The following is a 13,856-nucleotide window of genomic DNA, read 5'->3' on the forward strand; positions in this document are numbered from 1 at the left end:
GCAGCGCCCTCCTCTGGTCACGCCAGATCAGAACTTGACGGTCACGCCGCCATAGACCGTCTCCTCGGTGCAGCTGGCATTGCCGACGCAGGCCCCGCTGGTCTTGTGGTCGAGGCCGAACTTGTTCTGCCAGTAGCGATAGGCAACCCAGACGTCGACGAAGTGCGAATACTTGTCGCCCATGAAGGCCTTGGAAGCGTCGAAGGTCAGGCGGATCGGCTCGGAGTTGAACTCGATCGCGGTCTTGGTCCCCGGCAGCGGGCTGTTCTCGTTGCCCTTCTCACCGTACCAGCCGGCGCGGCCGCTGATCGACCAGAATTGCATGTTTGGCGGCAGGAAGCCGAGATCCATGTAGTAATTCAGCTCGAGCGCCCAGGTCGGGTTGAAGCTGCGATTGCCGTCGGTCAAGCAGTTCACGCCCGGAACAGCCGCTGCCGGCAGCTGCCAGCCCGCTCCGCACTGGGTGAACGCATTACGGTTGTAGAATTCGTAATACAGCAGCGGCGCGGCGTTGAAGTAGCCCTTGTAGGGCAGATCGAACGCGAATTGCAGACCGGCGACCATGGAGCGCTTGGCCGGCGACAGATAGTTGTTCTCGGTGTTGGCATCCATGCCCACCTCGAACGAGATGTTGTGCAGCGGCCCCATCGTGAAAGCGTTGGTGTTGAAGATCTGATTCCAGCCGAAGGTCGAGCGGAACAGGCCATAGATCTCGGTGGCGCCTTCGCACGTTGCGGGGGTGGCGATCCCGGTGCCGGGATTGAAGATCACGCCGGCATTGGTGCAGGGATTGGCCGGGTCGTTATGATCCGACTTGAACATCGAAATGGTGAAGAAGTTGGTGCCGTACTGCCAGACGTCGAAGTGGCTGAACGAATAGACCTGCTTGGCGGTGGTGCTGTTGATGCTGCCATTCGGCCGCACCGAGAACACGCCGGGATCGGTGCCCTTGGGCATCCAGGAGAAGCTGACGCGGTTGTCGACGACGAGGAAGAACGGCAGATCAGCCGGAGCCTTCTTCGCGGCCTTGGCCGGCAGATCCGCAGCGCCGGCCTGCCCCAGCGCCGCGATCGCGCCTGCGCCCAGCGCAACGGCAGCAGTGATGAAATGACGAAATGACATGTAGACACCCCCAATGAACAAGCGCCGATTCCGCACTTGCCTGCACAGTTGCGCCGAAGCTTCGTCGCGAGAAGCCTCAAGATTCTCCACGTCTTGCCCGCAGTTTGATCAAGGTTCCGCCCCAGGCGGTGACGCGCGCCTCGCGCCGGTGTTCCAGGATGTGAGACGATTGGCCGCGGCAAATGGAACCGCGAAACGGGGCTTTCGACTTCACATCGTTGGAGTTTTCTGGACAGGGCAGAAGCAGCTTCATCGGCCGCTGCGGAACGCTGCAACCACACGACCGAGGTTCGCTCGGCCGTTGAGATGATGCTGCTCATCCAACGGGCACGCTGCTGTCCGAGATTGATTCCCGGCAACTGTCGCAAAAGTGCCACATGTCGCGTCGCGCGGACGGAGGCAATCCAATTGCATTGCCGGGCCGATGCAACTGGCCTTGAAGCGGAAATGGACGGGGGGACGTTTCCAGGGGCTGGGCAAGAGTTGTGCAAACGATGGCGCTTTTCGCCTCTTACGCGGCGAGCTAAATTAGCTCACAATTGAGGCAGTTCCATTCCCTGCCTAAGACGCAGCACATGCCCGATCCCGCGCTGGCTCGCCCAGCCCCCGTACAGCCGCTCCTGCAGACGGTCGGATTGACCAAGCGCTACGGCGATTTCCTCGCCAATGACAGGATCGACATCGAGATCGTCCCGCGCGAAATCCACGCTCTCCTCGGCGAGAACGGCGCGGGCAAGTCGACATTGGTCAAGACCATCTACGGACTGGTGCAGCCGAGTGGCGGGGAATTGCGTTGGCAGGGCCGACCGATCAAGCTCTCCGGGCCCTCCGAGGCCCGATCGCTAGGCATCGGTATGGTGTTTCAGCATTTCTCCCTGTTCGACAATCTGACCGTCGCCGAGAACGTAGCGCTCGGGCTAGATGGCAAGGAGCCGCTCAGGGCGGTGTCGGCCCGGCTGGCCGACGTCGCCCGCGACTACGGACTGCCGCTCGATCCCAAGCGGGAGGTCTGGCAACTCTCCGTGGGCGAGCGGCAGCGCATCGAGATCGTACGGGCCTTGATGCAGAACCCGAAATTCCTGATCCTGGACGAGCCCACGGCGGTGCTGACGCCGCAGGAGGCCGATCAGCTCTTCATCGTGCTTGAGCGGCTGAAGCAAGAGGGGCGCGCGATCCTCTATATCAGCCATAAGCTGGACGAGGTGAAGCGGCTGTGCGACACCGCCACGATCCTGCGCGGCGGCAGGAAGGTTGCTACCTGCAATCCGAAGCTCGAGACGGCCGGATCGCTTGCCCGTATGATGGTGGGGAGCGAGATCAAGGAAGTGAAGCCGTCGGCCGAGCGGCGCACGACGGTGCCGCGCCTGGTCGTGAATGATCTCACGCTGCAACCGGCCGAGTTGCATGGGGTCCGTCTGCAGAATATCTCGTTCGAGTTGAAGGGCGGTGAGATCCTCGGCATCGCCGGGGTCGCAGGCAATGGACAGGACGAACTGTTCGCCGCGCTTTCCGGGGAGCGCCTTGTCAAGGAGCCGGGAACGATCATCATCGACGGCATCGCCTGCGGCAATCTCTCGATCAGCGAGCGCCGCAAGATGGGCGCGGCTTTCGTGCCCGAGGAACGGCTCGGTCACGGCACCGCGCCGCGGATGAGGCTGTCGGAGAATGCGCTGCTGACGGGGCACGCCGCCGGCGACATGGTGCGCCACGGCTTCATCAATGCCGCCGCCACGCTGCGGACGGTGGATCGCACCACCGAGACGTTCGACGTCCGCAAGGCCAAGCGCGATCCCGAAGCCGCCAGCCTGTCCGGCGGCAATCTCCAGAAATTCGTCGTCGGCCGCGAGATCTTGCGGCAACCAGCGGTGCTCGTCGTCAACCAGCCGACCTGGGGCGTCGATGCCGGCGCTGCGGCGATCATCCGTCAGGCGTTGATCGACCTCGCAAGTGCGGGCGCCGCGGTGCTCGTCACCAGCCAGGATCTCGATGAGCTGATCGAAATCGCCGACCGCATTGCCGTGATGTTTCATGGCCGGCTCTCGGCAGCCCTGCCGCGCATGGAAGCCACGCGCGAAAAACTCGGCCTGCTGATGGGCGGCGCCAGTCTCGACCAGAAGGAGGCCGCGCATGCAACTCGTGCTTGAGAAGCGCGCCGAGCGCTCACGCACCATAGCGCTGGTCTCGCCGCTGATCGCCATCGGGCTGACGCTGGTGACCATGAGCGTGCTGTTCGCCCTGCTCGGCAAGAACCCGATCACCGCGCTCGGCGTGTATTTCATCGCCCCTCTCACCGACGGCTATTCGCTGCAGGAAATCGCCGTGAAGGCGACGCCGCTGGTGATGATCGCGATCGGATTATCGCTGTGCTATCTCGCCAATGCCTGGAACATCGGCGCCGAAGGCCAGTTTCTGATCGGCGCCGTCGCCGGCAGCTGGATCGCGGTCAAGACACAGGGCACGGAAGCCGGCCATTGGGTGCTGCCGGCAATGCTGCTCGCCGGCGCTGCCGCGGGCGCGCTTTACGCGCTGATTCCGGCGCTGTGCCGGGTGAAGTTCGGCGCCAGCGAGATCCTCACCAGCCTGATGCTGGTCTATGTCGCCGATCTCCTGCTCGATTATCTCGTTCGCGGCCCGTGGCGTGATCCGGCCGGCTTCAATTTCCCGACCACCGCCGAGTTCGATCCGGTCGCGACCGTGCCGCTGCTGATCGAGGGCGGACGGCTGCATCTCGGCAGCATCATCGCGCTCATTGTCGTCATCTGCGCGTTCGTGCTGCTCGATCGCACCATCAAGGGTTTTGAAATCCGGGTGGTCGGCGTCGCGCCGCGCGCCGCCCGCTTCGGCGGTTTCAACGCCAATCAGCTCGTGCTGGTGACCTTCGCAATCTCCGGTGCTTTGGCCGGACTCGCCGGCATCATCGAGGTGGCGGGTCCGATCGGCCATCTGCAACCGGGCATTTCGCCGGGCTATGGCTTCACGGCGATCATCGTCGCCTTCCTCGGCCGGCTCAATCCCGTTGGAATATTAATTGCAGGACTTTTCCTCGCGCTGACGTTCATCGGCGGAGAGCAGGCCCAGATCACGATGAAGATTCCGCTCGACGTGACCAAGGTATTCCAGGGCATCCTGCTGTTCTACGTGCTCGCCTGCGACTCCCTCATCCTCTACCGGTTCAAGCTCGTCTTCGCCGCCCGACAGGTGCAAAGTGGTGCTGGTTGAAGCAATCATCCTGTCGGTGCTCGCCGCATCGACGCCGCTGCTGCTGGCAGCGACCGGTGAGCTGGTCACCGAGCGCGCCGGCGTGCTCAACCTCGGCGTCGAGGGCATGATGATCGTCGGCGCCGCCTGTGGCTTTGGCGGCGCTTGGCTGTCCGGCTCGATCGTCGTCGGCGCGCTGTGCGGCATCATCGCCGGCATGCTGATGTCGCTGATCTTCGCATTCATGACGCTCGGGCTCGCGGTGAATCAGGTCGCGACCGGCCTGGCATTGACCATTTTCGGCATCGGCCTCTCCGGCCTGATCGGGGCGCGCTTTGTCGGCGAGCGCATCAACACCGCCCCGCACCTCTCGGTTCCCGGCCTGAGTGACATCCCGCTGGTCGGCCGCATCCTGTTCGGCGAGGACGCCTTTGTCTATCTGTCGCTGGCCTTGATTGTCGCCGTCTGGTGGTTCCTCTATCGCACCCGCGCCGGTCTCGTCCTGCGTGCCTGCGGCGACAACCACATCTCCGCGCATGCGCTCGGCTGTCCCGTGCTGCGCATCCGCATGCTGGCCGTGCTGTTCGGCGGCGCCTGCGCCGGGCTCGCCGGAGCCTATCTGCCGCTGGCCTACACGCCATTCTTCATTCCCGGCATGACGGCGGGACGCGGCTGGATCGCGCTCGCGCTCGTCGTGTTTGCATCCTGGCGACCGGGCCGTCTCGTCATCGGCGCCTATCTCTTCGGTGCGGTGACGATCCTGCAGCTGCATGCGCAAGGCGCCGGTGTCGGCATCCCCTCGCAATTCATGTCGGCGCTGCCCTATCTCGCCACCGTGATCGTGCTGGTGCTGCTGTCGCGCGCCCGGACCGGCGGCTCGACGGCGCCGGCTGCATTGGGAACGGTGTTCGTCCCGGACCGCTGATCGTTTCATCCGGAGCGCCTGCGATGGGGCGCGACGCTCTGGAAATAGGCTTTCCCCTGACAATTTGGAGATATTGACGATGATGAAAAGGCTTCTGGGGGCTGCCGCCGCGCTGTTGCTGGCGGGGAGCATCGCCGGCGTCGCGCACGCCGCCGACAAGCTGAAGGTCGGCTTCATCTACCTTGGACCGATCGGCGATCTCGGCTGGACCTATCAGCACGAGTTGGCGCGCCAGGCGCTCGTGAAGGAGTTCGGCGACAAGATCGAGACGACCTATCTCGAGAACGTGCCGGAAGGCCCCGACTCCGAGCGCGCCATCGAGCAGCTCGTCCGCGCCGGCAACAAGCTGATCTTCACGACCTCGTTCGGCTACATGGACCCGACCCTGAAGGTCGCCAAAAAATATCCCAACGTGCATTTCGAGCACGCCACCGGCTACAAGCGCGACAAGAACATGTCGACCTATTCGGCGCGCTGGTACCAGGGCCGCTATATCCAGGGCCAGATCGCGGCCAAGATGTCGAAGGCCGGCGTGCTTGGCTATATCGGCTCGTTCCCGATTCCCGAGGTCGTCTCGGGCATCAACGCGACGATGCTCGGCGCGCAATCGATCAATCCCAACATCAAGGTCAAGATCATCTGGGTCAACACCTGGTTCGATCCTGGCAAGGAGGCCGACGCCGCCAAGGCGCTGCTCGATCAGGGCGCCGACATCATCATGCAGCATACCGACAGCCCGGCGCCGATGCAGGTCGCGGCCGAGCGCGGCAAGCTCGCCTTCGGCCAGGACTCCGAGATGATCAAGTTCGGCCCCAAGGCGCAGCTGACTTCGATCCTCGACACCTGGGCGCCCTATTACATCTCCCGCGTCAAGGCCGAGCTCGACGGCACCTGGAAGTCGGAGGACACCTGGGGTGGCCTCGACTCCAAGATGTTCGAAATGGCGCCCTACACCAACATGCCTGATGATGTGAAGAAGATGGCCGAGGAGACGCAGGCCGCGATCACCGCAGGCAAGCTGCATCCGTTCAAATGCCCGGTCGTCGGCCAGGACGGCAAGGAGGTGGAGTGCAAGGGCGGCGATCATCTCGCCGACGGCCAGATCCTCGGCATGAACTTCTACGTCAAAGGCGTCGACGACAAGCTTCCCGGCAAGTAATCGCGATCAGCGACCAAGACCCCCTGCCGTTCGCATTGCGGCAGGGGTTCGCAGGTGAAGCGGTCCGCCATGAGGGGCAAAAGCCGAGGCACTGCACACCGGACCATGAACACGCCGAGAGGCGTGTTCATGGAGAGCGGCGGACAAGCGCCTGCATAGAGAGCTACCTGCGCTCTACCTTACGATGCATTGACAGCAGCAATACACAATAGCAAGGTTGAGGCAGGCGCGACGATGCGGCGCATCCCCTCTTTGCATCGCCAGTTTCTACCTGGAGTTCCATCCGTGAACAAATGTAACCTGCTTGTTGCCGTCTGCGCTTCGGCGTTGCTGGCCTCTCCCGCCGCTTTCGCGAAGACTCTCGTATTCTGCTCAGAAGGCAGCCCTGAAAATTTCTATCCCGGCATCAACACGACCGGGACCTCGTTCGACGGCAATGAGCCGATCTACAACCGCATTGTCGAGTTCGATCGCGGCAGCACGCAAGTGGTGCCAGGCTTGGCCGAAACATGGACGATCTCGCCCGACGGCACCACCTATACGTTCAATCTGCGGAAGGGCGTGAAGTGGCATACGGCCTCCAAATCGTTCAAGCCCACGCGCGACTTCAATGCCGACGACATTCTGTTCTCGATCGAGCGGCAGTGGAAAGAGGATCATCCTTATTTCAAGGTGACGAGCCCGAACCATTCCTATTTCGGAGACATGGCGCTGCCGAAACTGTTGAAGTCGGTCGAGAAGATCGATGACTACACGATCAAGATCACCCTCAATCAGCCGGAAGCTCCGTTCCTTGCGGATCTCGCGATGCCGTTCGCCGCGATCCAGTCGAAGGAATATGCCGATGCGATGCTGAAGGCGGGGACGCCCGAGAAGATCGACCAGGATCCGATCGGCACGGGTCCGTTCTATCTGGTGCAGTATCAAAAGGACGCGGTGATCCGCTACAAGGCCTTCCCGCAATATTGGGGCGGCAAGGCCAAGATCGACGACCTCGTCTATTCGATCACGCCGGATTCGTCCGTTCGCTGGGCCAAGCTGCAAAAGGGCGAATGCGACGTGATGCCCTATCCGAACCCGGCCGACATCGACGCGATCAGGAAGGACCCGAACGTCACGGTCCTCGAACAACCCGGCCTCAATGTCGGCTATCTGGCGTTCAACACGCAGAAGAAGCCGTTCGATGATGTCCGCGTGCGCAAAGCCCTGAGCATGGCGATCAACAAGAAGGCGATCATCGACGCCGTCTATCTGTCGACCGGCATTGCGGCAAAGAACCCGATCCCGCCGTCGATGTGGTCCTACAATGACGACGTCAAGGACGATCCCTATGATCCGGAGGCCGCCAAGAAGCTGCTCGCCGAAGCCGGATTTCCCAACGGGCTGGACACGGACCTGTGGGCCATGCCGGTGCAGCGTCCCTACAATCCGAACGCCAAGCGGATCGCCGAATTGATGCAGGCCGACCTCGCCAAGATCGGGGTCAAGGCCGAGATCAAGTCGTTCGAATGGGGTGAATATCGCAAGCGATTGCAGGCCGGCGAGCATCAGATGGGCATGTATGGCTGGACCGGCGACAATGGCGATCCAGACAATTTCCTGCACACTTTGCTCGGTTGCGCCTCGGCCTCGGGCTCGGGCTCGAACATCGCGAAGTTCTGCTACAAGCCGTTCGACGATCTGGTCGTGAAGGCCAAAACGGTCAGCGATCAGGCCGAGCGTGCCAAGCTCTACGCGGAGGCCCAGGTCGTCTTCAAGGAGCAGGCGCCGTGGTACACCATCGCGCATGCCGTGCAGTTGAAGCCTGTCAGCAAGCGCGTCATCGACTTCAAACTGTCGCCGTTCGGACGGCACAGCTTCTACGGTGTCGACGTCAAGGACTGACGGACTCCGCTGTCGTACGAGGGCAGCCGTCGGGGGCTGCCCTCCATGATCCCTGAACTTCGTGATCCCTGTACTTGCCAGCATGGCACGCGGAAGCATGGTTCGACGCCAGCAGATCCGGCCAGGGCGAGTTGAGCGGGGCCATCCTCGATCTCGCGGTTGAATTCGATTAATCTGTCCTCGCGGCCGGGGACGACAGAGCCAGGCATGCTTCGATTCGCGCTGACCAGATTGAGCCTCGTGGTTCCGACGTTCATCGGAATCACCTTGCTCGTGTTCGTGTTGATCCGTCTGATCCCCGGGGATCCGATCGAGACCATGGCCGGCGAGCGCGGCATCGATCCCGCCCGCCTCGCGCAGCTTCGCAAAGATTACGGCTTCGATCAGCCGGTGCTGGTCCAATATGGATTCTATTTGTCGCGGCTGGTGCATGGCGACTTCGGCCGCTCGATCGTCACGCATGAGCCGGTCATCGCCGAATTCCAGAGCCTGTTTCCGGCCACGGTCGAATTGTCGATCTGCGCCATCCTGTTTGCGCTCTGTATCGGGCTGCCGGCCGGCATTATCGCGGCGGTGCGGCGCAACTCGATCTTCGATCACGGCGTGATGGGGATCTCGCTCACCGGCTATTCGATGCCGATCTTCTGGTGGGGATTGCTGCTGATCCTGCTGTTCTCGGTACAGCTTGGGTGGACGCCGGTGTCGGGCCGGATCGCAGTGCAGTACTTCATCGAGCCGGTCACAGGCTTTCTGCTGGTCGATACGCTGCTTGCCGGCGACGTCGGCGCGTTCCGGTCCGCCCTGTCGCATCTCGTGCTGCCGACGATCGTGCTCGGCACCGTGCCGCTTGCAGTGATCGCGCGCATGACGCGCTCGGCGATGCTGGAGGTTCTGGGCGAGGATTACATCCGCACCGCCCGCGCCAAGGGCCTGCCGCGCTTCCGCGTGATCGCGATCCATGCCTTACGCAATGCCCTGATCCCGGTGGTGACGGTGATCGGCCTGCAGGTCGGCGTGCTGTTCACCGGGGCCATCCTCACCGAGACGATCTTTTCCTGGCCGGGCGTCGGCAAATGGCTGATCGAGGGCATCAACCGCCGGGACTATCCCGTGTTGCAGGGCGGCACGTTGATGATTGGCGCGGTCGTCATGACTGTCAATCTCCTGGTTGATCTCGCCTATGGGCTGATCAATCCGCGCATCCGGTACACGCGATGACCGCACACCCCCTTCCGACCCCCGCCGTGACAGCGCCGGCAGCCGCACCGCCGTCTCCCGTGTTGGAGTTCTGGCTCGACTTCCGGAAGAATTCAGGCGCGGTCGCAGGCCTCGTCCTGATCACGGTCCTCATCCTGCTGGCGCTGTCAGCCCATCTCGTCGCGCCGCATTCGCCGGTTCTCACCAATGATACGGCGTTCCTGAGACCTCCATTCTGGCAGCAAGGCGGATCGCTCACCTATCCGCTCGGCACCGACGCGATCGGACGCGATATTCTGTCCCGTTTGATCCACGGCGCCCGGCTGTCTCTGCTGATCGGCATCGCGGTGGTCAGCCTGTCCGTGATCGCGGGGACAATCCTGGGTCTCGTCGCGGGCTTCTTCCGCGGCGTGACCGAGGTCGCGATCATGCGGCTGATGGACATCACCTTGACGCTGCCGAGCCTTCTGCTCGCGATCGTGATCGTTGCGATTCTCGGGCCGGGCCTGATGAATGCCATGCTGGCCGTCGCCATCGTGCTGCTGCCGCATTACGTGCGGATCGCGCGTGCCGCCGTGATCAGCGAGGTGTCCAAGGACTATGTCACCGCAGCCAAGGTCGCAGGCGCCGGCCGGCTCCGGCTGATGTTCAAGGAGGTGCTGCCGAATTGCGCGGCGCCTCTGATCGTGCAGGCGACGCTCGGCATCTCCACCGCGATCCTGGACGCGGCCGCACTCGGCTTCCTCGGTCTTGGTGCGCAACCGCCCTCGCCGGAATGGGGAACCATGCTGGCGGACGCGCGCGAATTCGTGCTGCGGGCCTGGTGGGTCGTCACACTGCCGGGCTTGGCGATCCTGCTGACCGTGCTGGCCTTCAATCTGCTGGGCGACGGGCTGCGCGATGCGCTCGATCCCAAGCTCAAACGATGACGCAGGCAACGCAGTAAAGGCTCCCCGATGCCGCTTCTCGAGATCGAAAACTTGTCGGTCGCCTTCCCGTCGCGCAACGGCATGCTGCGCGCCGTGGACGGCGTCAGCATGACGCTCGACAAGGGCGAGGTGCTCGGAATCGTCGGCGAATCCGGCTCCGGCAAGAGCGTCGGCATGCTGGCGCTGATGGGGCTGGTCCCTCACCCAGGGCGCGTCGAGGCCGACAGGTTGCGGTTCGAGGGCAAGGATCTGCAACGCTTGTCCGAGCGCGAGCGGCGGGCCCTCACCGGCAAGGACGTCGCGATGATCTTTCAGGAGCCGACGACATCGCTGAACCCGTCCTTCACGATCGGCTATCAACTGGCCGAGACATTGCGTATCCATGAGGGGATGGACCGCAAGGCCGCGCGGCGGCGGGTGATCGAACTGCTCGAACAGGTTGGCATTCCCGCCGCGGAGAGCCGGCTGTCGGCCTACCCGCACCAGCTTTCGGGCGGCATGAACCAGCGCGTCATGATAGCGATGGCGATCGCCTGCAATCCGAAGCTCCTGATCGCTGACGAGCCGACCACCGCGCTCGACGTCACCATCCAGGCTCAGATCCTCGATCTGCTGCTGTCGCTGCAGCGCGACCGCGGCATGGCGCTGATCCTGATCACGCACAATATGGGCGTGGTCTCGGACACGACCGAACGGGTCGCGGTGATGTATGCCGGGCAGATCATGGAGATGCGGCCGACGCAGAGCCTGCTCGAATCGCCACAGCATCCCTATACGGCCGCGCTGCTGGCAGCGCGCCCCGAGGCGAGCGATGGCGGGCGGCTCGCCACCATTCCGGGCGTAGTGCCCGGTGCCTATGATCGGCCGCGCGGATGCTTGTTCAGTCCGCGCTGCGCCTACGCGACGCCGTTGAGCGACGAGCTCCGCCCCGATCTGCGCCCCTGGCGCGATGGCCTGATCCGCTGCCATTATCCGCTCGGAGATTCAACGCGCGAGGCGCGACGTGCCGCTGACGGCGGTGACAGCGCTGCCGCCAACCGCCGCGAGGCCGTGTCATGACGGCGCTTGTCACTGCAAATGATCTCAAGCGCAGCTACGACATCAGGCGTGGCCTGTTCCGCGCCCCGGCGCAGTTGCAGGCCGTCGGCGGCATATCCTTTGCGATCGACGCCGGCAAGACGCTGGCGATCGTTGGCGAATCCGGTTGCGGCAAGTCGACGCTCGCGCGGCTCGTCACTCTGATCGAGAAGCCCAGCGCCGGCACGCTCTCGCTCGACGGGCTCGACGCCGTGCATCCGCCGGCCGGCGCCGCGAAAGCCTTGCGGCGAACGGTGCAGATCGTGTTCCAGAACCCCTATGGTTCGCTCAATCCGCGCAAGCGGATCGGCGCCATCCTGGAAGAGCCGCTGATCATCAACACCAACCTCGGCAAACAGGAGCGTCGGGCGCAGGCGCTCGACATGATGGCGAAGGTCGGGCTTCGCCCGGAGCAATATGGCCGCTATCCGCACATGTTCTCCGGAGGGCAGCGGCAGCGTATCGCGATCGCGCGGGCCTTGATGCTGCGGCCGAAACTGCTGGTCGCCGACGAGCCGGTCTCCGCCCTCGACATGTCGGTGCAGGCGCAGGTGCTCAATTTGCTGGCCGACCTGCAGCGCGAGCTCGGTCTCGCTTATCTCTTCATCTCGCATGACCTCGGCGTGGTCAGGCATATCGCCGACGACGTGCTGATCATGTATCTCGGCCTGGTCATGGAGCATGGGCCGAAGGAGCGCATCTTTGCGCGGCCGCTGCATCCTTACGCACAGGCGCTGGTCGACGCCACCCCGGGGCTTGGCCGCAAGGGACGGCGCATCGTGCCCAAGGGCGAGTTGCCCTCGCCGCTCGAACCGCCCGCCGGCTGCGTGTTCTCGACCCGCTGCCCGCATGTGACGGAGCTCTGCCGCGCACAGCGCCCGCCGCTGCGTCCGCTCGATGGCCGCCTCGTCGCCTGCCATGACGCCGAGCGCTTCCTGGACACACAGCCGGCCTGACGATCGCCGTCAGCCGGCCCGCATCCGTTCTGCCGCCGCGCTGTGGCGCCGGATCAGCGCGGCGACGTCGAGGCCCGGAATTGCGCCGTCGATCACCGTCCAGCGGCCGCCGACCATGACGCGGTCGGCGCGGTGCGCGCCGCACAGCACCAGCGCCGCGATCGGATCGCTGGCGCCGGAGAAGCGCAGCTCGTCGAGCTTGAACAGCGCGAGATCGGCGGCGTTGCCGACCGCGATCTCGCCGAGCTCGGGACGGCCGACGCAGGCTGCCGAGCCCTTCGTCGCCCAGCGCAGCGCGTCCTTGTGGCTGAGCCGGCTGACGCCGTAGCGGGCGCGCTGCATCAGGAACGCGGCCCGCAGCTCCTGCATCAGATTGGAGCCGTCATTGGAGGCAGAGCCGTCGACGCCGATACCGATGCCGACACCGGCATCTTCCATCTCGCACACCGGGCAAGCTCCGGAGGCAAGCAGCTGGTTCGAGCAGGCGCAATGGCTGATCGTCGTCTTGGCCTTGCCGAGGCGCTTCATTTCGTCGGCGTTGAAGAAGATGCCGTGCGCGAGCCAGGTCCGCGGGCCGAGCCAGCCATGTTTCTCGAGATAATCGAGCGGACGACAACCGAACATGGCTTCGCAGAATCGGTTCTCGTCCTCGGTCTCCGCCAGATGCGTGTGCAGGCGCACGTCGAGCTTCTCCGCCAAGGCAGCCGTCTGCTGCATCAAGGATCCCGTGACGGAGAAGGGCGAGCACGGCGCCAGCGCGATCTGCACCATCGCATCCGGCCCGCGCTGGTGAAACTGCGCGACCACGCGCTCGCTATCGGCGAGGATCGTATCCTCGTCCTGCACCACACTGTCCGGAGGCAATCCGCCGTCGCGCTCGGACAGATTCATCGAGCCTCGGGTCAACAGCACCCGGATGCCGAGCCGCTTCGCGGCCTCGACTTCGATCCCGACAGCGTCATCGAGACCGGCAGGGAACACGTAATGATGATCCGTCGTCGTGGTGCAGCCCGACAGCATCAGCTCGGCCATCGCGACCGTGACCGCCGCGTCGAGCGCCTCCGGCGTCAGTTTCGCCCAGATCGGATACAGCGCCTTCAGCCACGGGAACAGCTCGCGGTCCATCGCCGCCGGCAGCGCACGCGTCAGCGTCTGGTAGAAATGGTGGTGCGTGTTGATCAGCCCGGGGATCACGACATGTCCACTGGCATCGTATGCAACCGCGCCCGCGGTCGCGGGCTCGGCGCCGGCCGGCACCAGCTCGACGATGCGGCCGTCCTTGACGACGAGGCCGCGGCCGGCACCCTCGGCCAGAATGGCGAGTGGGTCCTTGATCCAGATCGGCATGGTGCTCATGGCTGTCTCGTCTCGCTATGTGGGCGCTCGCGTGTACCGGTGCTTTGCAAACG

Annotated in this window: 11 protein-coding genes; 9 read left to right on the plus strand and 2 right to left on the minus strand. The window is 64.0% G+C overall.

What is annotated here, in order from left to right:
- Positions 1 to 27 precede the first annotated feature (27 nt).
- Positions 28 to 1,122 (minus strand): hypothetical protein, encoded by a 1,095-nt coding sequence (locus HL671_RS03295; RefSeq protein ID WP_172235576.1) that lies wholly within the window; start codon positions 1,120 to 1,122, stop codon positions 28 to 30.
- 575 nt (positions 1,123 to 1,697) lie between these two features.
- Here HL671_RS03295 and HL671_RS03300 point away from each other — a divergent pair.
- From HL671_RS03300 to HL671_RS03340, 9 genes are all read left to right on the plus strand, one after another.
- Positions 1,698 to 3,266: an ABC transporter ATP-binding protein gene (locus tag HL671_RS03300; RefSeq protein ID WP_172235577.1), complete on the plus strand. Its 1,569-nt coding sequence runs from the start codon at positions 1,698 to 1,700 to the stop codon at positions 3,264 to 3,266.
- On the plus strand, positions 3,250 to 4,341 hold the full coding sequence (locus HL671_RS03305) for an ABC transporter permease (protein ID WP_012042276.1): 1,092 nt from the start codon (positions 3,250 to 3,252) through the stop codon (positions 4,339 to 4,341). The genes HL671_RS03300 and HL671_RS03305 overlap by 17 nt, the downstream gene beginning before the upstream one ends.
- On the plus strand, positions 4,328 to 5,245 hold the full coding sequence (locus HL671_RS03310) for an ABC transporter permease (protein WP_172235578.1): 918 nt from the start codon (positions 4,328 to 4,330) through the stop codon (positions 5,243 to 5,245). The genes HL671_RS03305 and HL671_RS03310 overlap by 14 nt, the downstream gene beginning before the upstream one ends.
- 79 nt (positions 5,246 to 5,324) lie before the next feature.
- The gene (locus HL671_RS03315) at positions 5,325 to 6,404 is read left to right on the plus strand and encodes a BMP family ABC transporter substrate-binding protein (RefSeq protein ID WP_012042274.1); all 1,080 of its coding nucleotides are present in this window, start codon (positions 5,325 to 5,327) and stop codon (positions 6,402 to 6,404) included.
- A 285-nt stretch (positions 6,405 to 6,689) separates the two neighbouring features.
- A complete protein-coding gene (locus HL671_RS03320; RefSeq protein ID WP_172235579.1) occupies positions 6,690 to 8,288 on the plus strand; it encodes an ABC transporter substrate-binding protein in 1,599 nt (532 codons plus the stop codon).
- A gap of 207 nt (positions 8,289 to 8,495) precedes the next feature.
- On the plus strand, positions 8,496 to 9,506 hold the full coding sequence (locus HL671_RS03325) for an ABC transporter permease subunit (RefSeq protein WP_012042272.1): 1,011 nt from the start codon (positions 8,496 to 8,498) through the stop codon (positions 9,504 to 9,506).
- Complete coding sequence (locus HL671_RS03330) at positions 9,503 to 10,414, plus strand: ABC transporter permease subunit (RefSeq protein ID WP_012042271.1); 912 nt, start codon at positions 9,503 to 9,505, stop codon at positions 10,412 to 10,414. The genes HL671_RS03325 and HL671_RS03330 overlap by 4 nt, the downstream gene beginning before the upstream one ends.
- A 27-nt stretch (positions 10,415 to 10,441) precedes the next feature.
- The gene (locus HL671_RS03335) at positions 10,442 to 11,473 is read left to right on the plus strand and encodes an ABC transporter ATP-binding protein (protein WP_012042270.1); all 1,032 of its coding nucleotides are present in this window, start codon (positions 10,442 to 10,444) and stop codon (positions 11,471 to 11,473) included.
- The gene (locus tag HL671_RS03340) at positions 11,470 to 12,447 is read left to right on the plus strand and encodes a peptide ABC transporter ATP-binding protein (RefSeq protein ID WP_172235580.1); all 978 of its coding nucleotides are present in this window, start codon (positions 11,470 to 11,472) and stop codon (positions 12,445 to 12,447) included. Before HL671_RS03335 ends, HL671_RS03340 begins: the two co-directional genes overlap by 4 nt.
- Before the next feature lie 9 nt (positions 12,448 to 12,456).
- Here the strand turns inward: HL671_RS03340 and HL671_RS03345 are convergent, their stop codons facing one another.
- A complete protein-coding gene (locus tag HL671_RS03345; protein WP_012042268.1) occupies positions 12,457 to 13,803 on the minus strand; it encodes an 8-oxoguanine deaminase in 1,347 nt (448 codons plus the stop codon).
- Between the last annotated feature and the right edge of the window lie 53 nt (positions 13,804 to 13,856).

The sequence above is a fragment of the Bradyrhizobium denitrificans genome (assembly GCF_013179005.1).
Classification (GTDB): Bacteria; Pseudomonadota; Alphaproteobacteria; order Rhizobiales; family Xanthobacteraceae; genus Bradyrhizobium; species Bradyrhizobium denitrificans.

Coding starts and splice junctions, on each gene's coding strand:
- HL671_RS03295 (WP_172235576.1), bottom strand. CDS start 1,122: ATGTCATTTCGTCATTTCATCACTGCTGCCGTTGCGCTGGGCGCAGGC.
- HL671_RS03300 (WP_172235577.1), top strand. CDS start 1,698: ATGCCCGATCCCGCGCTGGCTCGCCCAGCCCCCGTACAGCCGCTCCTG.
- HL671_RS03305 (WP_012042276.1), top strand. CDS start 3,250: ATGCAACTCGTGCTTGAGAAGCGCGCCGAGCGCTCACGCACCATAGCG.
- HL671_RS03315 (WP_012042274.1), top strand. CDS start 5,325: ATGATGAAAAGGCTTCTGGGGGCTGCCGCCGCGCTGTTGCTGGCGGGG.
- HL671_RS03325 (WP_012042272.1), top strand. CDS start 8,496: ATGCTTCGATTCGCGCTGACCAGATTGAGCCTCGTGGTTCCGACGTTC.
- HL671_RS03330 (WP_012042271.1), top strand. CDS start 9,503: ATGACCGCACACCCCCTTCCGACCCCCGCCGTGACAGCGCCGGCAGCC.
- HL671_RS03335 (WP_012042270.1), top strand. CDS start 10,442: ATGCCGCTTCTCGAGATCGAAAACTTGTCGGTCGCCTTCCCGTCGCGC.
- HL671_RS03340 (WP_172235580.1), top strand. CDS start 11,470: ATGACGGCGCTTGTCACTGCAAATGATCTCAAGCGCAGCTACGACATC.
- HL671_RS03345 (WP_012042268.1), bottom strand. CDS start 13,803: ATGAGCACCATGCCGATCTGGATCAAGGACCCACTCGCCATTCTGGCC.